We start from the raw sequence: 20425 nt of genomic DNA, 5'->3' as shown, positions 1-20425 counted from the left end.
AAGGTAATGAATAGTTTAAGTTTTAACCAAGATTTGTTAACCAAAGGAAAATGAACGAAAATCAAGAAGAATCTATAATTGAAGACGATGACATTGAAAGATTGCACCTGAGCAGAATATATGGCCGATGGCTACTAGTGCTTTTATCCTGGTTAACCCTGATGCCTTGGGGCTTGTGGCAATTTAGAGAAACTTTTTCCCTTTGTCAAGAACATTGTACATGGTCAGCGGTTAGGGCAGGAATGGAATTTAATCCCCTCGGTACTTTGGCGGTTACTTTTTCCATTGGTTTTTTAACCTCTGTTTTGCTCTGGCATAGTTCCTATATCATTAGAGGAGGATTATCAGACAAGGAAAAATATTATTTTGCCCAAGAAGTAAAAAAGATTAGGGCAAAGGGAGAAAAACACTTCTTATGGAAGTGGTTGGGAAAAAATTAACTTTTTCAATAGCATATAGATCGTATAATTGTCCTAGTCTCATTTGACAAGAGAAGAGCTTGTATTTATATTTATAACTATCATTTTGAACTCCTAAATATTTAATATTTATCTTAATTAATTATGGTTAATAATTCTGATTCAGAAATAATTTTAATGCCTAATTCTTGAGCTTTAGTTAACTTTGAACCTGCTTTTTCTCCTGCCAATAAATAGTCTGTTTTACTACTTACCGAGCCTGTTACTTTTCCTCCATATTTTTGAATTAAATCTTTCGCTTCATTTCTGGTTAATTGGTTTAATGTTCCTGTAATCACAAATACTTTCCCTTCTAGTATTAGTTGTTTTTCATCTTTTTGAGTATCACTATTTTGGTTTTGTAATGTGAGATTGTGACCTTTTAAAAGATTAATTAGTTGTTTATTTTGTTCGATGCTAAACCATTCCACTACAGAATTAGCAATTTCTTTTCCTATGCCATTGATTGCTTCCAAATCCATAATACTGGCATTGGCTAAACTGTCTATATCTGGAAAATTATCCGCTAAAATTTGAGCATTTACAGCACCTACATAACGGATTCCTAAACCGTATAAAACTTTGGCAAAAGGTTGTTTTTTACTATCTTCAATACCCATGATTAAATTTTGGGCAGACTTTTCGCCCATCCGCTCTAATTCGGCAATTTGAAAGGCTTTTAATTCGTATATATCGGCAATGGATTTAATTAATTTATGTTCCATTAACAAAGCGACTACTTTTTCTCCTAACCCTCGAATGTCCATGGCGCCACGGGATGCCCAATGGATTAGGCTACCCCGCAAAATAGCAGGGCAGGAGTTGTTTAGGCAACGGGTAACGGCTTCGTTTTCTGGGCGTACTAATTCTGAAGCACATTCGGGGCAATGGGTGGGAAACTCGAAGGGTTGAGTATTTTCGGGGCGTAATTCGGGAATAACTCTGACGACTTCGGGGATTATTTCCCCTGCTTTGCGAATTACCACGGTATCTCCCACTCTAATGTCTAATTGTTGCAAAAAGTCGTAGTTATGTAAAGTGGCTCTTTGAACGGTTGTTCCTGCTAATAGCACGGGTTTCATTATTGCCATGGGAGTCACTGCCCCAGTGCGTCCTACGTTGACGGTGATTTTTTCAACCATGGTGGGGGTTTCGTCGGCAGGGTATTTAAGGGCGATCGCCCATCGGGGGAATTTTTGAGTAAAACCGAGTTGATTTTGAAGATTTAGGGAGTTTATTTTAATAACAATACCATCAGTCATATAGGGTAATTGTTGACGATTATTTTCCCAGTAATTGCAATAATTAATTACGTCTTCTAAAGTTGAACAAACTTGATGATTAGGATTGACTAAAAAGCCATTTTGTTGTAAAAAATCTAGTGATTCTTTTTGACTATTAATAGAAATATTTTCGCTATTTATATGTAAATTATAAGCAAAAAATTGTAGTTTTCTTTGACTAACAATATTAGGATCTAATTGTCTTAATGTTCCTGCGGTGGCATTGCGAGGATTGGCAAATAAATTTTCTTGGTTTTTATCCCTTTCTTGATTGATTCTTTCAAATTCTTTAAGGGGTAGTAGGGCTTCTCCCCTTACTTCTAATATGTGGGGTGGATTATCTAAATTTAACCTTAAGGGAATGGATCGAATGGTGCGTAAATTATGGGTAATGTCTTCCCCTGTAATGCCATCTCCCCTTGTTAACCCCCTAGTTAATACTCCATTTTCATAGGTAAGGGCGATCGCACTGCCATCTATTTTTAGCTCACAAATATAATCAAAATCAACGGTTTCAGATAACTGTTTTTGCCATCTATTTTCCCACTGTTTTAACTCCTCGAAGTTAAAAGCATTATCCAAACTATAAAGAGGAATATTATGCTTAACAGAATTAAACTGACCATCTAATTTATCTCCTATTCTTTGAGTGGGACTATCTATAGTAATTAATTGGGGATAATCTATTTCTAGGGTTTGTAATTCCCGATAAAGTTGATCATAAACTGAATCTTCCATAATAGGATTATCCAACACATAATAAGCATAACTTGCTTCTTGCAATTTAACTTTTAACTGTTGAACTCGATTACTAATTTCAGTGGGAATAGAAGCCATAGCATTTGAAAAAGATTGGAGATGAGGATTAATTTTAACAAAAAAAAGGGTGGACATATTGCCCACCCCAAAGTTATTTATAAAGTTTCAACTTAGTAGTCGAAGTCTCCGCCACCAGCAGGGGCCGCACCTTTATCCTTTTCAGGTTTGTCAACGATGATACACTCGGTGGTTAATACCATTCCAGCGATGGAAGCGGCGTTTTGAATACCAGAGCGAGTTACTTTGGCAGGGTCAACGATACCGGCATCAAACATATCAACATACTCGTTGTTAGCAGCATCATAGCCAGTGTTAAAGTCTTTTTCCTTAACCCTTTCAGCTACTACCGCACCGTTTTGACCAGCATTTTCGGCGATACGTTTTAGGGGTGCGGTTAAAGCACGGGCAACGATTAAAGCACCAGTCAACTGCTCAGCGGTTAAGTTATCTTTTGCCCATTCTTCCAATTCAGGAGCGAGGTGAGCGAGGGTAGTTCCACCACCAGGGACGATACCTTCTTCTACGGCCGCTTTGGTGGCGTTGATGGCATCTTCTAAGCGGAGCTTACGATCTTTCATTTCGGTTTCGGTAGCCGCACCTACTTTGATTACCGCTACACCACCGCTTAATTTTGCGAGGCGCTCTTGTAATTTTTCTTTGTCGTAGGAAGAATCAGATTCTTCAATTTGACGACGAATTTGATCACAACGGGTTTTAACTTCTTTTTCGTTACCTTCAGCAACGATGGTGGTAGTATCTTTGGTGATGGTCATACGACGAGCAGTACCAAGTTGATCTACGGTGGTAGTATCTAATTTTAATCCTGCGTCTTCGCTGATCATTTTTCCACCAGTTAGGATGGCGAGATCTTCAAGCATTTGCTTACGGCGATCGCCAAAACCAGGAGCTTTTACTGCTGCCACGTTTAGTACACCACGGATGCGGTTAACTACTAAGGTGGCGAGGGCTTCTTTCTCGATGTCCTCAGCGATGATGATTAAGGGCTTACCTTGACGGGCAACTTGTTCTAAAACGGGAACTAAGTCTTGGACTAAGGTGATTTTTTTATCGGTGATGAGAATGTAAGGCTCTTCAAATACTGCTTCCATGCGCTCGGCATCGGTTACGAAGTAAGGGGAAATATAACCTTTCTCGAAACGCATACCTTCGGTAATTTCGAGTTCAGTTTCCATGGACTTACCTTCTTCGAGGGAGATAACGCCTTCTTTACCGACTTTATCCATGGCTTGGGCAATCATTTCACCGACTTCGGTATCATTACCCGCAGAGATAGCACCTACTTGGGCGATCGCCTTGCTATCTTCAATTTTTCTGGCATGGGCAGCGATTTTTTCTACTAAATGCTCAGTCGCTTTGTCAATACCACGTTTGAGGGCGATGGGGTTTGCCCCAGCGGCAACGTTACGTAAACCTTCTTTAACGATGGCGTGGGCGAGTACAGTAGCGGTAGTAGTACCGTCTCCAGCCACATCATTGGTTTTGGAAGCCGCCTGACGAATCAAAGCAACCCCAGTATTTTCGATGTGATCTTCTAATTCGATTTCTTTGGCAATGGTTACACCATCGTTAACGATTTGAGGCGCACCAAATTTCTTTTCTAATACTACGTTACGACCTTTAGGGCCTAAGGTAACGGCAACGGCTTCAGCTAATAAATCAATACCACGCTCTAGGGCGCGACGAGCTTCTTCGTTATAAATGATAGACTTGGACATAGTTATTTTTTCTTATTTACTGTAAAAGTTGAAATAATTTGATGGGTTGAAAGGTTTTGATTTACTCAATAAATTTGAGCTACCTTCAGGGGTTTCAATATAAAATTAGGAAACTACAGCGAGGATGTCTTTTTCGGAGAGTAAGACATAATCATCACTACCAAGTTTGATGTCGGTACCTGCATATTTGGAATAAAGCACTTTATCACCTACTTTTACTTCCACAGCGGTACGAGTACCTTGGTCGTTTACTTTGCCATCACCCACGGTGACAACTTCACCAATTTGGGGTTTTTCTTTGGCATTGTCAGGTAGGTAGATACCACCAGCAGTTTTTTCTTCAGCTTCACTTACTTTGACGAAAACGCGATCGCCCAAAGGCTTAACAGTTGATACATTAATGGTAATTGCAGCCATCTATGGTTTTCTCCTTATTTCTCTATAGTTAATTTTTTTAATCGCTCGGAGAAAATGCTTTTAGCACTCTCACCTTACGAGTGCTAATTTAACCGAAATCAGCGTACCATAGCAATGGGTTTTATTGTACGGGTTTCCGAACTATAAGGCAGGTGTTATGTATTAGCTCTTAGGCATTAGGTTTTCTAATGATACTCGAGATGAGAGTTGAGAATATTTTGGAGGTTATAGTTCATCGGTAAAGCGTTGGGTTGGGCTAAAATGAAAAGGTCCTGCCACCGAACCCCATAACAACTCATCAGTTTCTAAGTCTCTACCACGGTCAAAACTGATCAGCTTATTGTCATCGATTTCAAAGCTATTATCAAGATAAGATTTTTTGCCCTTACGTTCCACAATACAAGCCTTACCCGGTTTGACTTGACCTTTAAAATGGGTTCCTGTCCAGTGGGCAATCATATCACAACCATCCATTTTGTCCAGATGCTCAAGGGTTAATCCTTTTAGTTTTTCGGGGTTGCGAGAAGCTCCATAAAATTCTTTTTCTTCTTTGAGTTTATAGTGTTCCAACTCAAGATGATCACCCACTGCTTTGATGGTAAATACCCTTAAGCGGTAGGGTTGAGAGAGTAAAAAATCGTAGGCTTGTTCGAGGAAAAAACTTACCTCTCCAAAAAGAGAATGGGGTAAAGGACGCATACATACCCGAATATGGGCAAAGAAGGGAGGATTTTCTATGGCTTGTGCTTCGTTACTAAAATCACCAGCCATTAATTTAGCAAGGGCTTTTACATCTGTGGAATTACTCATTTTTTAAAATGTTTTATTAATAATAGAAACAGCCTTTTTTTATATAATTTTTGTAGGGAATTGTAAAGATTTGATTCCCCATAACCCCCCTTAATAAGGAGGGAATAAAACTCTTTTTTTTAGTATTACCAGCCAGTAATGGCGGGGGAGTCTAATAAGGAATCAAGATTAGGTTGAGTGGTTTTGTCGTCTTCAGATTTTTCCCTTACTTCAATACAAAAAGTAGCGGTGTTAAAACCTCCAAATCTTTGCACTGTGCTGGTACGCAAACGAACATCATCGCTAACAAACCAAAAACGCTCATGGATTGTCATGGTTTCATATTCGGTGGTTAAAACGAGGGCATCATCATGATCAAGGTAATATTCCCCTGCTACGGGTACGATTTCGGCGTATCCTCTCTCTCTTAATAGTTTTCCTTCACGGGGGTTATTAGGCTCAGGAATAAGGGCAAAAACGGTTTCTCCTTTGTGGCTTTCATTTTCTTTATCCCACGCCATAGAGCCATCCCAAGCAACATAGGAACCTCCTACGGAGTTTTCAGGATCAAATTTGTGCATTTCGCATATTTCTTTGATTTTAGGGTTATTTTTGTCGAGGCTTTCAACCCTAATTTCTGAGCCACCACTTTCGGCACGGCGGAAGGGTAAGTGATGGGTGGTACGTTGCGATCGCCATTTACCAGCACTATTTTGGAAAAAGGTTAATCCGTCCATTTTATATGTATTTTCTATCTTAATATTTTTCTTTTTACCATAACCTAATTACCGTTTAAGGGTCAACTGAGTAATGGGGAATAGGGAATGGGGAACGGGCAATGGTGAATAATTGTTAGGGCAAAAAATAGACATTAACATCTATCTCAAAAAATAATACTACATTTCTCAAATTGACAAGTCCCCCAGAATTGGGGGATGTTTTACGGGCTATTAACCCAAATTTGGGGATTTGGTGTGCCAGTCGGTGGCTTGTTGGAAGGCGTAGCCTACTTTGAACAAAATATCTTCCCGTAAGACGTTACCGATTAACTGCATCCCGATGGGTAAATTTTGACCATCAAAACCACAAGGGATACTCATACCGGGTAAACCTGCGAGGTTAACAGGGATAGTCATTAAATCCGATAAATACATGGTAAGGGGATCATCGGTTTTTTCTCCTGCTTTAAAAGCAGTAGTGGGGGAGGTAGGGGAAATTAATACATCTACATCGGCAAAAGCGTTGTCAAAGTCTTGTTTGATTAAAGTTCTCACTTTTTGTGCCTTGAGATAATAAGCGTCATAGTAACCTGCAGAAAGGGCATAAGTACCTAACATAATACGGCGTTTTACTTCCTTACCAAAACCTTGCGCCCTAGTTTGAGTGTACATATCCATGAGGTTATCGGCTTGACTTCTAACACCGTATTTCACAGCATCGTAACGGGCGAGGTTGGCGGAGGCTTCACTGGGGGCGATGATGTAGTAAACTGGCAAACCATAGCGGAAACGGGGGCAAGAAATTTCTTTTACTTGGGCGCCTAGTTTTTCTAATTCTTTGATGCCTTGGTTAACGGCTTCTGCCACTACTCCATCTAATCCATCTCCAAAGGTTTCTCGGATGATGCCCACTTTCAAGCCTTTTAAGTCGGTGGTAAAGGATGTTGTATAGTCAGGGATTTCGACTTTTAAGCTAGTGGAGTCTTTAGAGTCGTAACCGGCGATCGCCTTTAACATAACAGCTGCATCCTCGACAGTGTGAGCAAAAGGCCCAATTTGATCTAAGGACGAAGCATAGGCCACTAAACCAAAACGAGACACCAAACCATAGGTAGGTTTTAACCCCACAACCCCACACAGTGAGGCAGGTTGACGGATAGATCCCCCAGTATCAGATCCCAAGGAAACCACACATTCATCGGCAGCCACGGCGGCCGCAGAGCCTCCAGAAGAACCGCCAGGCACTCGGGTGGTATCCCAAGGGTTAGCGGTTACTTGATAACCAGAATTTTCCGTAGAACTTCCCATGGCAAACTCATCTAAGTTAGTTTTACCTAAAATTACCGCCCCTTGGTCATGGAGTTTTTGGGTAACGGTGGATTCATAGCTAGGGGTAAAACCTTCGAGAATTTTTGAACCGCAGGTGGTGGGAATCCCTTTAGTGGACATATTATCTTTAACGGCGATGGGGATACCTTCAAGGGTTCCAATTTCCTCTCCCCTAGCAATTTTTTGATCCACTTTTTGGGCGCTCTCTAGGGCTAAATCCTTGGTGATGTGGAGATAGCTTTTAATTTGGGGTTCTAATTTTTCGATGGTATGGAGATATTCTTTGGTAATTTCTACCGCTGAACGTTCTTTATTGATAAGCTGTTTGTGTAATTGGGAAATGGAAGCCATGGATAGTAATTGATAATTAATAATTGATAATTGATAATGAATAGTTAGTCTTTTGGATTAAGAAATTAACTCATTATTTATGACTCAAAGTAAAGCTTTAAGTATAATTCATTGTCAATTGTCCATTGTCAATTGTCAATTTTTAATACTGTTTCATTACTCTCGCCATTTGTCGCTCATCGTCACGGCGTTTAATGGTTTCCCGTTTATCATGGAGTTTCTTACCTTTACCTAAACCAAGATTAATTTTAATCCAATCTCCTTTGATGTACATTTTTAGGGGAACTAAACTTAATCCTTTTTGCTCTAATAAGCCGATTAATTTACTGATTTCTTTTTTGTGTAACAGTAATTTGCGATCGCGCTTCGGCTCATGGTTAAAATACTGCCCTGCGGTTTGGTGGGGGGCGATGTGAACATTCATCAACCATGCTTCCCCATTACGAATCAAACAATATCCATCTCTCAAATTCACCTTTCCAGCCCTGACGGATTTTACTTCCGTACCGCCTAACTGGATTCCTGCTTCATAGGTGTCTAAAATCTCATATAGGTATCTGGCTTGACGATTATCACTTATTACTTTAATTGGTTTTTTTTCTACCATAAACGAGTTTTATTTGGTCTGCAATCTTACTATTGTACCTCAGTTTGATGAATATATTGTTAGTCGGGGTGGGGAATGGGGAATAGGCAATGGGGAGTGGACTTTTTTCGTCTTCTCATAAACCTAAATTAAATCAAATTCCTTGAGGGCGGGGAGAAAGTTATTATTTTCGTGGCTGGGGCGACTTAATTTAATTAGAGCAAATCTTTGTAAATCTGTTAAATTTTGCCATTGATTAATACTTAATTTAATATCAAATTCTTGGGCTTTTTCAATGATTTGTAGTGGTATTTTCCCTTTTTGCTGCCATGATGGATTAGACTCAATTTCTAAAGTCTTTGCATATTTTCCCGTTTGTTTATGTACTAATTCTTGCAAAAAAGTAGCATAATCTTCAGCTTCAAGGGAAGTTACACAAGGTTTTTTAACTAATATTTCTCTTTCTTCTAACGTAAATTGATGCCAATGATTAAGTTTTAATTTTACTCCGCAGGTGTCTAATTTTAGTCTTACGGCTAGGGGAATACAACGGAGAGACTCTACAAAATCCGCTTCAAATTGAAAAAAATCGGTCATGGGCGATCGCTCTTAAAAAATTACTTTTAAGATAGATATTATAGTGTCTTGTTGTCGAAGTAAATCATCAGACCAAATTCTGAATTAAAATAAACAAAAAAAATAAATAAAGAGCAAAAACAAAGAGGGGCTTGAGTGTTTAAAGATCAGCCAATAGACCTAAAATGTGAATATCCCTGCCCTTGTCGTCAAGAGGGAAGACTACAACCAATCACCCTAACCGAAGCCTTGGGTTGTCACAAATGTCAACAAATATTTGTCACCGATGAAGAACATCAGTATTTAAAACCTGTGGTTAATCTATCACCATACAAAAAAAAATGGTCTTGGAATGGCAAAAAATGGGTATTACACCGTCAGGAAATCTCAAAAAACTACTTATTTTTCCTGCTATGGTTTACCATTGGTATGATTTCTATATTATTAGTCTTTTCATTAGTGAATCCTATTCCTTGGCTAGTGGGAAGTATTATGATTATCTCCTCTGTATTGATAATTCTTCTGTTGCCATACAGATATTAAAATTGTTCAGGTTATAACCGCAAATTCTATGACAGAATCCATCGATAAAAGGGTAAAAAAAGCCCATCAAGCATTTCTCGAAATGAGTAAGATAAAAGGGATAGAGCGTTCCTTAGCGGTATCATTAATGGCAAGTAAACTAGAAGATTGTTTTGATGATATTCTTCAGGCAAACACCCTCGATTTAGAAATTAGTCGGGAAATGTCTGTGCCCGATTTAATTTTGGATTGGCTAAAATTAACACCCCAAAGACTAGAAGCAGCCGTAGAGATATTAAAAACTTTAGCAGAATTACCTGATCCTTTTCAAAAAGTAATCAATGCCCCCTACCAAGTAACCTATTGTCAAAATTATTCCCAGTTGATGCCCCTTGGGGTAATTGCCATGGTGTATGAGGCTTTACCAGATTTGGCTATTATCGCCGCAGGATTAACCATCAAAACGGGTAACAGTTTAATTTTGAGGGGCGGTAGTGAATCGAGCAATACTAACACTATTATTTCCCAAATACTGCAAGTAGCCCTAGAGGAAGCAGATTTTCCCCCTAGTTGTATTGAATTTTTACCCTCTGAACAAGGTTATTCTATCCAAGATTTGATCACTCAGGATCAATATTTAAATTTAATTATCCCTTACGGGCGCCCTAGTTTAATTCAACAGGTAACGGAAATGGCTACTGCCCCAGTGTTGAAGTCGGCCATGGGTAATTGTTATTTATACTGGTCTTTATCTAGTGATCTTGATATAGTTAAATCTGTTATTGTGGATAGTCATGGTAGTTTACCAGATCCTGTTAATGCCATCGAAAAGGTTTTGATTAATAGTCAACAAAAGTCCACTTCTATTACTCGTTTATTTAACTATCTTCAGGAAAATGACTTTGTTTTAAAAGGGGATGATGCCTTAGTGCAGGAGTTTCCTGATTATCTAATTCCTGCCAAAGAGTCTTCATGGCATGAACCTTTTTTGACTAAAACCATCGCCTTTAGGCGTACAGATGATCTACAAAGTGCGATCTCCTATATCAACGAATATAGCAGTGGTCATGCCAACTGTCTAGTTACGGATTCCTATCAAGAAGGGCGCACCTTTGCCATGGAAGCCGATAGCGCCCTAGTGTATATCAACTCATCCCCCCGTTTTTATCGCTATTTACAGGGAAGCAACTCAGTATTTTTGGGGGTATCCAATCAAAAAGGGCATCGCCGAGGATTAATCAGCCTAGAAACCTTTACCACCCTCAAACAAATCGTCGTAGGTGATGGACAAATGTAAAACTATTCTAAGTTTTTAGGTCTGTATCTAAAAAACCTTGATAAAATCATTAATAAAATGGGCTAAAAGTAATGAGCGCACAGAAAAAAAATAAACTAGGAATTGGTTGTTTTGGGGTTTCCCTAATAGTAATAGTAGCCGCAGGATTAGGATACTATTTTGGTCGTAGATTATTATTAGGAGAAGAATTAACCCCCTTACAAGGCTCACAAATCATTCCCGCCGATGCCGTTGCCACTGGTTTTATTTCCACAGATATAAATGACTGGCAAGAATTAGAACAATTTGACACTTTTGGAGCAAGGGAATCCGTTGAAGAAAATTGGCAACAATGGCAAAATGAATTAGGCTCGGAAAATATTGAGGTTAATTACCAAGAAGATATTGAGCCTTGGTTAGGAAATTTGATGATGGCTTTTCTTCCTAATATTGATGATACTTCTGAACCTAATGTTGGAGTAATTGCCGGGGTAAAAAATAAATTAAAAGCAAGGAATTTTTTAAACAAAATTAAAGAGAATCCTGACACCGAAGTAATAGAAAGTGAATATCAAAATATTACAGTTTATCAAGTTACTTCCACCGAAAACCCTGAAGGTGTGTGGTTTAGTTTCTTTGATAATCAAGCCGTCATGGGTGATGCCCAAACGGTGATAGAACAATTTATAGATACTTATCGGGGGGCTGATTCTATTGTTTCGGTGAAAGAAGCCCATGAGACAACTAGGGAAAAACTGAATCAAAAAAATCCTTTATTTCAGACATATATTACTGATTATAATTATTTCATCGGCGATATTATTACAGAATCTTTTGATTTACCCGGTACAGCAGAAATTCCGATGATTGAAACTGCTGTGACTACTTTTGATATTCAAGATCATGGTATTAATCTTAGTACTATTGTTAATTTATCAAATCCTTTATATTCAGAAATTAGTAGTACTACTACCCATAAATTAATCAATAAAATTTCTGATGATGTTATTTTTATGATAGATGGTGTAGCTTTAAAAACTATTTGGGAACAAGTAGAGGTAAATCGTCAATTAATACCTGAATTAGATCAGTTTATTGTGTTACTAGAATCTTTTACTGGAAATGCCTTAAATCTCAATTTACAGGACGATATTTTTGCTTGGTTAGACGGAGAATTTGCCTTTGGCTTATCCGTTGATGAAAATAATTCCTTTGCTGATACTGGCATGAAAGGTCTATTTTTGATGGAAACGGGCGATCGCACTTTAGCAGAAAACACCCTCAACCAAATAGAAAGATTAACAGGTTCAGATCAATTTATACGGATAGAAAAAGAGGAAAATAATGGTGTTTCATCTACTAAATGGACTACCATAGAAGGACAACTATTATCTTACGGTTGGCTAGAAGATAACCTCTTATTTGTAAACTTAAGTCAAGAGGAAAATATTAATACTATTACTAATAGTAATACATCATTACAAAGCAATGAAAATTTTACCCTCACCACCCAAACTCTCCCCCAAGATAACTTTGGTTACGTCTTTTTTGACATAGAAAAAACAGTTAATATTCTCAATGAATTTGCCCCCGAATTTTTTGAAGATGCCCCCCCTGAGAGCCAACCAATTATTAATGCCCTCAAAGGAATTGCCATTACTAGCTCTAGTAATAGCCCCAACACCAGTCAACTAGACATCAACATCTCTCTCCAGAAAAAATAGAAATAGAAAATTAGCAAATTTGAGCAAACCCATCAGAAAATGCCATCCTCAAAACAATTCCTTATACTGTATCTATTGGTTATTAATTCTTGAACCATTCCCCATTCCCTGTTCCCTATTCCCCTTGATGAAATGTCCTTTGTTGGCTTACACATACACACCGACTATAGCTTACTAGATGGTGCATCCCAGATTCCTTCCCTCGTAGAAAAAGCAGTAGAATTAGAGATGCCTGCGATAGCCATTACCGATCATGGAGTCATGTATGGTGCCATTCAACTGATCAAAAACTGCCTTAATAAACCCATCAAACCCATCATTGGTAACGAAATGTACGTCATCAACGACGACATAACCCAATACCACAAAGGCATCAAAAAATTTCATCAAATCGTCCTCGCCAAAGACAAACAAGGATACAAAAACCTTGTCAAACTTACCACCATCTCCCACCTTCAAGGGATGCAAGGTAAAGGCATATTTTCTCGTCCCTGTATCAACAAAGAATTATTAGAGCAATACCACGAAGGCTTAATCGTCACCAGTGCCTGTTTAGGGGGAGAAATGCCCCAAGCTATCCTTAAAGGAGACTATAAAAGAGCCAGAGAGGTAGCCAAATGGTACAAAAGAGTATTTAAAGATGATTTTTACCTCGAAATTCAAGATCACGGATCAAAAGAAGACCGTATCGTTAACGTAGAATTGGCGAAAATTAGTCAAGAATTAGACATCAAAATTATCGCCACCAACGACTCCCATTTTCTCTCCTGCTATGACGTAGAAGCCCATGATGCCCTCCTTTGTATTAATACCAAGAAAAGTATCGACCAAGAAAAAAGACTCCGTTATTCAGGCACAGAATACCTCAAATCAGAAGCAGAAATGAAACTGCTATTTAGGGATCATCTTGAACCTGAAATTGTAGAAAGGGCGATCGCCAATACCCTCGAAATAGCCGATAAAATAAAACCCTACAACGTCCTCGGAGAGCCAAGAATTCCCAACTTTGACATTCCTAGCGGACACACCCCCGAAAGCTACCTCGAGGCTGTCACCTGGGATGGATTGATGGATAGATTCAACTGTCGGCAAAAAAGCGAAATTAGTCCAGTTTACAAAGAAAGACTAGAATATGAACTGCGCATGATGGAAACCATGGGTTTTTGCACCTATTTCCTCGTCGTGTGGGACTATATCAAATATGCCAGAGACAACGACATTCCCGTGGGCCCGGGGCGCGGTTCCGCCGCTGGTTCACTGGTAGCCTACGCCCTTGGTATTACAAACATTGACCCTGTTCACCATGGCTTATTATTCGAGCGTTTTTTGAACCCAGAACGTAAATCCATGCCTGATATTGATACCGACTTTTGTATTGATAGAAGGGATCAAATGATTCGCTATGTTACAGCCAAATACGGAGAAGATAAAGTTGCCCAAATTATTACCTTCAACAGAATGACCTCTAAGGCTGTTTTAAAGGACGTAGCCAGGGTTTTGGATGTACCCTACGCCGAAGCCGATGAAATGGCAAAAATGATTCCCGTATCCCGTGGAAAACCAGCGAAATTAAAGGTGATGGTATCCGATGATACTCCCACCCCCGAGTTCAAAGAAAGATATGATAACGAGCCACGGGTAAAAAAATGGTTAGATATGGCTATGCGCATCGAGGGCATGAATAAAACGTTTGGTGTCCATGCAGCGGGGGTAGTTATTTCCAGTGAACCTTTAGACGAAATTGTACCTTTGCAAAAAAACAACGAAGGCTCAGTAATTACTCAATATTTCATGGAAGATTTAGAGTCATTGGGACTGCTGAAAATGGACTTTTTGGGTCTGAGAAACCTAACCACAATCCAAAAAACAGCGGAACTAATTAAGCTCAATCGTAATATTGACATAGATGTAGATGACTTGCCTTTGGGGGAAAGAAAGGCTTTACAAATTTTGGAAAAGGGTACGAGTAAAAAGTTACCCAAAGATGTCGCCCTCACCCATAACCTTTTGGAAAGGGGAGACTTACAAGGAATATTTCAGCTGGAATCCGATGGCATGAAACAAATTGTTAGGGATTTAAAACCGTCTGGTATTGAGGATATTTCTTCTATTTTGGCACTTTATCGCCCCGGTCCCCTTGATGCTGGTTTAATCCCTATTTTTATCAATCGTAAGCATGGTAGAGAGGCGATTACCTATGAGCATGAGCTATTACAGCCCATTTTGAAAGAAACCTATGCGGTGTTGGTATATCAAGAGCAAATTATGAAAATGGCTCAGGATTTGGCGGGTTATTCCCTTGGGGAGGCGGATTTGTTGCGTCGGGCGATGGGTAAAAAAAAGGCATCGGAGATGGCAAAACACCAAGAAAAATTTATTGATGGTTCCATGAAAAATGGTGTTTCCAAGGATATTGCGGAGAGTTTATTTGACCAGATGGTTAAGTTTGCGGAGTATTGTTTGAGTTATGATACGGAGATTTTGACGGTGGAATATGGGGTTTTACCCATTGGCAAAATTGTGGAGGAGCATATCCAATGTACTGTTTACAGTGTAGATCAATATGGTTTTGTATATACTCAGGCGATCGCCCAGTGGCATGATAGAGGAGAACAAGAGGTTTTTGAATATGAGTTGGAAAATGGTGCAACTATCAAAGCCACCAAGGATCATAAAATGATGACCTCTGACCATCAAATGTTACCCATTGACCAGATTTTTGAGCAGGGGTTGGACTTACTCATGATTTCTTCTTAATAATTATGAATTTGCGCTTCTTTGCGAGATAAAAACCGTTACACAATAAGATCAGATTTACTCATAACAAGCTAATATAGTGGTTAAGATTGACTTTTGGGAGAATTTGACAGTTGAATCAACCTTTAGGATCAGTTATTGAAGGATCATTAAGCGAAGGATTAGAAGTGCGCTTACATCCTGATATATCCGTAGAAGAGATGCGAGTAGGTAAATTTTTAGTAGTGCAAGGAAGCAGGTCAAAATTTTTCTGTCTCCTCACCGATGTTTCCCTAGGCACATCCACCCCCAGAATTTTTACCCATCCCCCCGATCCTGAAGATGATTTTTGGCGAGAAGTATTGGCAGGAAGCGACACCTATGGCACCATCGAAATTGCTCCCATGCTCATGTTGAGCATTGATAACAGCATCGAAGAAGATAGCCCCAATACTATTACCCTCAAAAATGCCTTTGGTGAATTTGAAAGTCAATTAAAATTACTACCCGTTAAAACCATTCCTAGCCATTTTAGTCAGGTATATGAATCCACAGAGCAGGATTTTCGCTCGGTATTTGGTTGGGAAGATGATCCCCATAAAAGGAACTTTGCGATCGGGAAACCTCTCGATATGGAAGTACCTATCTGTATTGATTTAGATCGTTTTGTAGAACGTAGCAATGGTATTTTTGGTAAATCAGGTACGGGTAAATCTTTTTTAACAAGGCTTCTTATTTCGGGCATTATTCGCAAACAGGCCGCTGTTAATTTAATGTTTGATATGCACTCGGAATATGGTTGGGAAGCGGTGAGTGAGGGTAAACAGTTAAACATGGTCAAGGGTTTACGGCAATTGTTTCCTAAGGAAGTAGAAATTTATACTTTGGATCCAAAATCGACCAAACGCCGAGGAGTACCCAATTCGAGGGATTTATTTTTAAGTTATGACCAAATCGAGATTGAGGATTTACGGTTAATTAGTCGGGAGTTGGGTTTGTCGGAGGCTAGCTTGGACAATGCCAATATCTTGGCTGGAGAGTTGGGCAGAGATTGGATTTATAAACTCATTAATATGACTAATGAGGATATAGAAATATTTTGTAATGAGAAACAGGGGCATAAAGGCTCAATTATGGCTTTGCAACGGAAGTTGAAAAGGTTGGAAAGCCTTAAGTATATGAAGTCGGTATGTCCTCACAATTATATTAATGAAATCCTTGCCCTTCTTGACGGTGGTAAACACGTGGTAGTGGAATTTGGCTCTCAAGGTAGTATGCTTTCTTATATGTTGGTGACGAATATGATTACTCGTAGGATTCACCGTGCTTATGTAAAAAAGGCGGAAACTTTTTTACAAACTAAAAACAGCACAGATAGACCTCGTCCTTTGGTGATTACCATTGAGGAGGCACACCGCTTTTTGGATTCTAAAATTGTCCATCAAACGATTTTTGGCACGATCGCCCGTGAGATGAGAAAATACTTTGTAACCTTGTTAGTTGTAGATCAACGTCCTTCGGGTATAGATAATGAAGTAATGTCCCAAGTAGGTACGAGGATTACTTGTTTATTGAACGATGAGAAGGATATTGATGCTATCTTTACAGGGGTTTCTGGGGCAAGTGGGTTGCGCTCGGTATTAGCAAAATTAGACTCCAAACAACAGGCATTAGTATTAGGCCATGCGGTGCCTATGCCCGTGGTAGTGAGGACTAGAGCCTATGATCAACAGTTTTATGCAGAGGTAGGAGAGCCAGACTGGCAAACCATGGATGATGATACATTACGTATAGAAGCAAAAAAAGCCAAGAGCGATCTCGGCTTTTAAGTTTCATTAATCATTTAAGCGGGTAACGCGATTCGAACGCGCGACATTCACCTTGGCAAGGTGACGCTCTACCACTGAGCTATACCCGCAATCAGCACATATATTATTATGGCGAATATATTTTTTTTTGTCAAGTATTTTTGTATAAATATAAAATTTTTTACCTGACACCTACACTAAATCTAAAGACTTTTTCAGCACTACCTCATTAATTTATCTTTTCTCGAATATTCAACCAAGGAAAATTGAGCTTAAAATTTTGCCATTTATTATTAATCATTTTGCGCTGATTAATCAAATAAATACTAACTAAAGTGAGACACACTCCCCCCCATTGCAACGAAGAAAGTTGTTCACCTAATACCAAATTACCAAAACTAAGGGCAAATACAGGGGTTAAAAAAGTCAGCGCACTTAAACTGGTAATATTACCCTTTGATGCTAAATAAAAGAATACACCATAGGCGATCGCACTGCCAAACGTAGCAGCATAAGCAATAGACAACCAACCAGACAAACTAATATTTACCCACTGATTAGTCTCCGTCACCCCACTAAGGAAAAATAACATCAAACCCCCAATAATCATGTGCCATCCCGTAGCCAATACCGTATTCACATGACGGGAGATATAGGGAATCATAACAGTACCTAATGCCATAGACAAAGAAGCCAACAACATCAACCACTCCCCATTATTAAAAAGCCCTTCCCAACTAAAATAAAACTCCCCCCAATTACCCTGAAAGAAATTAACAATCCACTCATCAGGCAAACCAATCAAACTAATACCAATAATCCCCACACCTAACCCTAACCAACCCCAAAAACCAATCATATCCTTGAATAACCAACGGCATAAAATTGCCACCGCCAAAGGCTGAGAATCAATCATAACCGAGCCTAAGCCAGCCCCCGTGCGCAATAATCCCTCCGCCAAAAAACCCTGAAACATAGCGCCGTCCACCAAAGCAAACAATACAATCCAGCCCCATGCTTTCCATGATTGGGGTTGTAAACTTTTTCCCCGACTCACGAATATTAAAACCAAAATACCCGCAGGAAAAATTCTTAATGCTCCCAAAAATATCGGAGTAGTTTCCAATATAGTACCCTTCATAGCAACCATTGCCGTACCCCACAAAAAAAAAGGGGCAACATATACTATGGGATTGAAAAAATTAGGACGAGGATTTTTTTGTGCTTCCATTGATTACTCAAAGATTGTTACATTTCTTAATCTTAACCAAAATCCCCCTTACTCATCCTCAAAGCTACTTAGAACTTTTGTACAATAGTATAGAAATACTAAAAATAATATAACCAACAGAGTAAGAAGCCAAAAAGTCCGTCATCCAATGTACACCCAAATAAACACTACTGATGCCCATCAAAATCATAAAAATAACAACAAAGCTAAATAAAGCAACCCTTCGGCGGGGAAAATATTGGGAAACAAAATAAGCAATGAGTAGATATAAAATTAAATTTCCCGAACCATGACCACTAGGATAACTATAACCGTTAACATGGTCAACCATACGATCTATAGGGCGAGGAATAGCAAATAATGGTTTAAATACTTTATCGACTAATAAGAGAATAGATAAAGAAGATAAAGCCATCACTTGAGCTTCAATCCATAACCTTTTCCGCACCAAAAAAATCAAACTAAATAAAACTACAAAAACAGCAACTTCTGCCTCACCTACAAAATAAAAAAATCTGGCAATATATTCAAACCAACTAGGTAAACTATCTTGAAGGAAGTTTTGGAAAGATACATCCGCGGAACTTAATCTATCGCTTACTACCAGCCCCGAAAGAATTAGAAAAAATATGACAGCAAAAATAAATACAATACATTGAAATGTGTCGAAATGTTGGGTTATATTTTTCGGTTTTAGAATATACTTTATTTTCATTACAAAAGAACAACTGCTATATAAAAAGAATGATAAATCTATTTTTTAAGAAAAGGTTATGGGCAACTTGTTGATAAATAAATTTTAGACAATTTTAGACTTAGTTAGAAATTTTCTACCACTATCACCATAACCTACCCCCAAAAGAAAATTGACCATAAACCAGCCCTACCAGTGAGTAACACTATATGTTATAATTGCGACAGTCATCTATTCAAAATTAACACCTGTGGTAGCGACGAAAATTTCCCCAAACACACTTAATAGTTTACCTAGAAGCGGATGGAGAGGTTTGATTGAAGAGTATCGAGCCTATTTGCCCGTGACGGAAAACACCCCAGTTGTCACCCTTAGAGAAGGAAACACTCCTTTAATTCCTGTTCCCTACATTTCTAATTTAATTGGGCGCAACGTCAAAGTATTTGTCAAGTATGATGGTTTGAACCCTACTGGCTCTTTCAAGGATAGGGGAATGACTATGGCCATTACCAAAGCCAAGGAGGCAGGGGCAAAGGCTGTAATCTGTGCTAGTACGGGAAACACATCAGCAGCGGCGGCGGCTTATGCCACGAGAGCTGGTTTGAGAGCTTTTGTAATTGTCCCTGATGGTTATGTTGCTCTGGGGAAATTAGCTCAGGCTTTGATTTATGGAGCAGAGGTTCTTGCCATTGATGGTAATTTTGATGATGCTTTAACCATTGTAAGAGAAATTGCTGATAACTACCCCGTTACTTTGGTTAATTCCCTTAACCCTTATCGTTTAGAAGGACAAAAAACTGCTGCTTTTGAGGTGGTAGATACTTTAGGTTATGCCCCTGATTGGGTATGTATTCCTGTGGGCAATGCCGGTAACATTACCGCTTATTGGATGGGGTTTTGTCAGTATCAAGGGGAAGGTAGATGTAACAGTCTTCCTCGCATGATGGGCTTTCAGGCGGCAGGTTCGGCTCCTTTAATTCACGGACATCAAATTATGAAACCTGATACCATTGCTACCGCTATCCGCATCGGTAACCCTGCAAACTGGGACAAGGCTTTGTCTGTGCGGGAGGCTTCTAATGGGGAGTTTAATGCTGTAACCGACAGTGAAATTTTAGAGGCTTATAAAATTTTGGGCAGGGAAGAAGGTATTTTCTGTGAACCTGCGAGCGCGGCTTCTGTGGCTGGGGTATTGAAGTTAAAGGATCAGGTGCCTGATAATGGCACGGTGGTATGTGTTTTGACTGGAAACGGTTTGAAGGATCCTGATAGTGCTATGACTAATAGTGAAGGTGGTATCAAAGGTGGCATCAAGGCGGATTTACAAGAGGTTGCAAGGGTAATGGGTTTTGAACCGTAGTTTACGCCCTT

17 protein-coding genes and 1 tRNA gene are annotated in these 20425 nt (G+C 39.2%); 7 read left to right on the top strand and 11 right to left on the bottom strand.

Translation table 11 applies throughout. The features are described 5' to 3' along the window. The first annotated feature begins 50 nt into the window (after positions 1–50). On the top strand, positions 51–440 hold the full coding sequence (locus tag AA637_RS06485; RefSeq protein ID WP_446684374.1) for a hypothetical protein: 390 nt from the start codon (positions 51–53) through the stop codon (positions 438–440). A 113-nt stretch (positions 441–553) separates the two neighbouring features. Here the strand turns inward: AA637_RS06485 and ligA are convergent, their stop codons facing one another. The 8 genes from ligA to AA637_RS06445 form a co-directional block, all read right to left on the bottom strand. Continuing rightward, on the bottom strand, positions 554–2578 hold the full coding sequence (gene ligA / locus AA637_RS06480; RefSeq protein WP_446684543.1) for an NAD-dependent DNA ligase LigA: 2025 nt from the start codon (positions 2576–2578) through the stop codon (positions 554–556). A gap of 92 nt (positions 2579–2670) precedes the next feature. Further along, on the bottom strand, positions 2671–4296 hold the full coding sequence (gene groL, locus AA637_RS06475; protein ID WP_446684373.1) for a chaperonin GroEL: 1626 nt from the start codon (positions 4294–4296) through the stop codon (positions 2671–2673). Positions 4297–4401: 105 nt separating this feature from the next. After that, the gene (gene groES / locus AA637_RS06470; protein ID WP_446684372.1) at positions 4402–4713 is read right to left on the bottom strand and encodes a co-chaperone GroES; all 312 of its coding nucleotides are present in this window, start codon (positions 4711–4713) and stop codon (positions 4402–4404) included. Positions 4714–4938: 225 nt separating this feature from the next. Further along, positions 4939–5523, bottom strand: a complete 585-nt coding sequence (locus AA637_RS06465; RefSeq protein WP_446684371.1) for a CpcT/CpeT family chromophore lyase — start codon at positions 5521–5523, stop codon at positions 4939–4941. 125 nt (positions 5524–5648) lie between these two features. Continuing rightward, on the bottom strand, positions 5649–6239 hold the full coding sequence (locus AA637_RS06460; protein WP_446684370.1) for a phycobiliprotein lyase: 591 nt from the start codon (positions 6237–6239) through the stop codon (positions 5649–5651). Positions 6240–6452: 213 nt separating this feature from the next. Then, positions 6453–7901 (bottom strand): Asp-tRNA(Asn)/Glu-tRNA(Gln) amidotransferase subunit GatA, encoded by a 1449-nt coding sequence (gene gatA / locus AA637_RS06455; protein ID WP_446684369.1) that lies wholly within the window; start codon positions 7899–7901, stop codon positions 6453–6455. A 142-nt stretch (positions 7902–8043) separates the two neighbouring features. Beyond that, positions 8044–8508 carry an SsrA-binding protein SmpB gene (smpB, locus tag AA637_RS06450; protein ID WP_069790657.1) on the bottom strand — a complete coding sequence of 155 codons (465 nt, stop codon included), beginning with the start codon at positions 8506–8508 and terminating at the stop codon, positions 8044–8046. Between the two features lie 123 nt (positions 8509–8631). After that, the gene (locus tag AA637_RS06445; RefSeq protein WP_446684368.1) at positions 8632–9084 is read right to left on the bottom strand and encodes a nitrate reductase associated protein; all 453 of its coding nucleotides are present in this window, start codon (positions 9082–9084) and stop codon (positions 8632–8634) included. Positions 9085–9219: 135 nt separating this feature from the next. Here AA637_RS06445 and AA637_RS06440 point away from each other — a divergent pair, with 135 nt between their 5' ends. The 5 genes from AA637_RS06440 (at position 9220) to AA637_RS06420 (ending at position 17150) form a co-directional block, all read left to right on the top strand. After that, the gene (locus AA637_RS06440; protein ID WP_446684367.1) at positions 9220–9606 is read left to right on the top strand and encodes an NfeD family protein; all 387 of its coding nucleotides are present in this window, start codon (positions 9220–9222) and stop codon (positions 9604–9606) included. A gap of 28 nt (positions 9607–9634) precedes the next feature. Beyond that, a complete protein-coding gene (locus AA637_RS06435; RefSeq protein WP_446684366.1) occupies positions 9635–10882 on the top strand; it encodes a glutamate-5-semialdehyde dehydrogenase in 1248 nt (415 codons plus the stop codon). A 71-nt stretch (positions 10883–10953) separates the two neighbouring features. After that, complete coding sequence (locus tag AA637_RS06430) at positions 10954–12585, top strand: DUF3352 domain-containing protein (RefSeq protein WP_446684365.1); 1632 nt, start codon at positions 10954–10956, stop codon at positions 12583–12585. A 132-nt stretch (positions 12586–12717) separates the two neighbouring features. After that, positions 12718–15342: a DNA polymerase III subunit alpha gene (locus tag AA637_RS06425; RefSeq protein ID WP_446684364.1), complete on the top strand. Its 2625-nt coding sequence runs from the start codon at positions 12718–12720 to the stop codon at positions 15340–15342. 113 nt (positions 15343–15455) lie between these two features. Continuing rightward, the gene (locus AA637_RS06420) at positions 15456–17150 is read left to right on the top strand and encodes a helicase HerA domain-containing protein (protein WP_446684363.1); all 1695 of its coding nucleotides are present in this window, start codon (positions 15456–15458) and stop codon (positions 17148–17150) included. A gap of 17 nt (positions 17151–17167) precedes the next feature. On the opposite strand, the gene AA637_RS06415 is transcribed toward AA637_RS06420, so the two are convergent. The 3 genes from AA637_RS06415 to AA637_RS06405 form a co-directional block, all read right to left on the bottom strand. Then, a tRNA-Gly gene (locus tag AA637_RS06415) sits at positions 17168–17239 on the bottom strand. A gap of 119 nt (positions 17240–17358) precedes the next feature. Beyond that, entirely contained in the window at positions 17359–18360 is a 1002-nt protein-coding gene (locus AA637_RS06410; RefSeq protein ID WP_446684362.1) for a DMT family transporter, read from the bottom strand. A 64-nt stretch (positions 18361–18424) separates the two neighbouring features. After that, entirely contained in the window at positions 18425–19075 is a 651-nt protein-coding gene (locus AA637_RS06405) for a phosphatase PAP2 family protein (RefSeq protein ID WP_446684361.1), read from the bottom strand. A 229-nt stretch (positions 19076–19304) separates the two neighbouring features. On the opposite strand from AA637_RS06405, the gene thrC reads away from it, so the two are divergent. Then, entirely contained in the window at positions 19305–20414 is a 1110-nt protein-coding gene (thrC, locus tag AA637_RS06400; protein WP_446684360.1) for a threonine synthase, read from the top strand. Positions 20415–20425 lie beyond the last annotated feature (11 nt).

Origin of the sequence: Cyanobacterium sp. HL-69 (assembly GCA_002813895.1) — a bacterium.
Lineage (GTDB): Bacteria > Cyanobacteriota > Cyanobacteriia > Cyanobacteriales > Cyanobacteriaceae > Cyanobacterium.
This window is presented reverse-complemented; position numbering and strand designations above follow the sequence as displayed.

What these genes read in the sequence shown, in the direction of transcription:
- AA637_RS06485 (WP_446684374.1), top strand. Translation starts at nt 51, where the DNA reads ATGAACGAAAATCAAGAAGAATCTATAATTGAAGACGATGACATTGAA.
- ligA (WP_446684543.1), bottom strand. Translation starts at nt 2,578, where the DNA reads ATGGCTTCTATTCCCACTGAAATTAGTAATCGAGTTCAACAGTTAAAA.
- groL (WP_446684373.1), bottom strand. Translation starts at nt 4,296, where the DNA reads ATGTCCAAGTCTATCATTTATAACGAAGAAGCTCGTCGCGCCCTAGAG.
- groES (WP_446684372.1), bottom strand. Translation starts at nt 4,713, where the DNA reads ATGGCTGCAATTACCATTAATGTATCAACTGTTAAGCCTTTGGGCGAT.
- AA637_RS06465 (WP_446684371.1), bottom strand. Translation starts at nt 5,523, where the DNA reads ATGAGTAATTCCACAGATGTAAAAGCCCTTGCTAAATTAATGGCTGGT.
- AA637_RS06460 (WP_446684370.1), bottom strand. Translation starts at nt 6,239, where the DNA reads ATGGACGGATTAACCTTTTTCCAAAATAGTGCTGGTAAATGGCGATCG.
- gatA (WP_446684369.1), bottom strand. Translation starts at nt 7,901, where the DNA reads ATGGCTTCCATTTCCCAATTACACAAACAGCTTATCAATAAAGAACGT.
- smpB (WP_069790657.1), bottom strand. Translation starts at nt 8,508, where the DNA reads ATGGTAGAAAAAAAACCAATTAAAGTAATAAGTGATAATCGTCAAGCC.
- AA637_RS06445 (WP_446684368.1), bottom strand. Translation starts at nt 9,084, where the DNA reads ATGACCGATTTTTTTCAATTTGAAGCGGATTTTGTAGAGTCTCTCCGT.
- AA637_RS06435 (WP_446684366.1), top strand. Translation starts at nt 9,635, where the DNA reads ATGACAGAATCCATCGATAAAAGGGTAAAAAAAGCCCATCAAGCATTT.
- AA637_RS06430 (WP_446684365.1), top strand. Translation starts at nt 10,954, where the DNA reads ATGAGCGCACAGAAAAAAAATAAACTAGGAATTGGTTGTTTTGGGGTT.
- AA637_RS06425 (WP_446684364.1), top strand. Translation starts at nt 12,718, where the DNA reads ATGTCCTTTGTTGGCTTACACATACACACCGACTATAGCTTACTAGAT.
- AA637_RS06410 (WP_446684362.1), bottom strand. Translation starts at nt 18,360, where the DNA reads ATGGAAGCACAAAAAAATCCTCGTCCTAATTTTTTCAATCCCATAGTA.
- AA637_RS06405 (WP_446684361.1), bottom strand. Translation starts at nt 19,075, where the DNA reads ATGAAAATAAAGTATATTCTAAAACCGAAAAATATAACCCAACATTTC.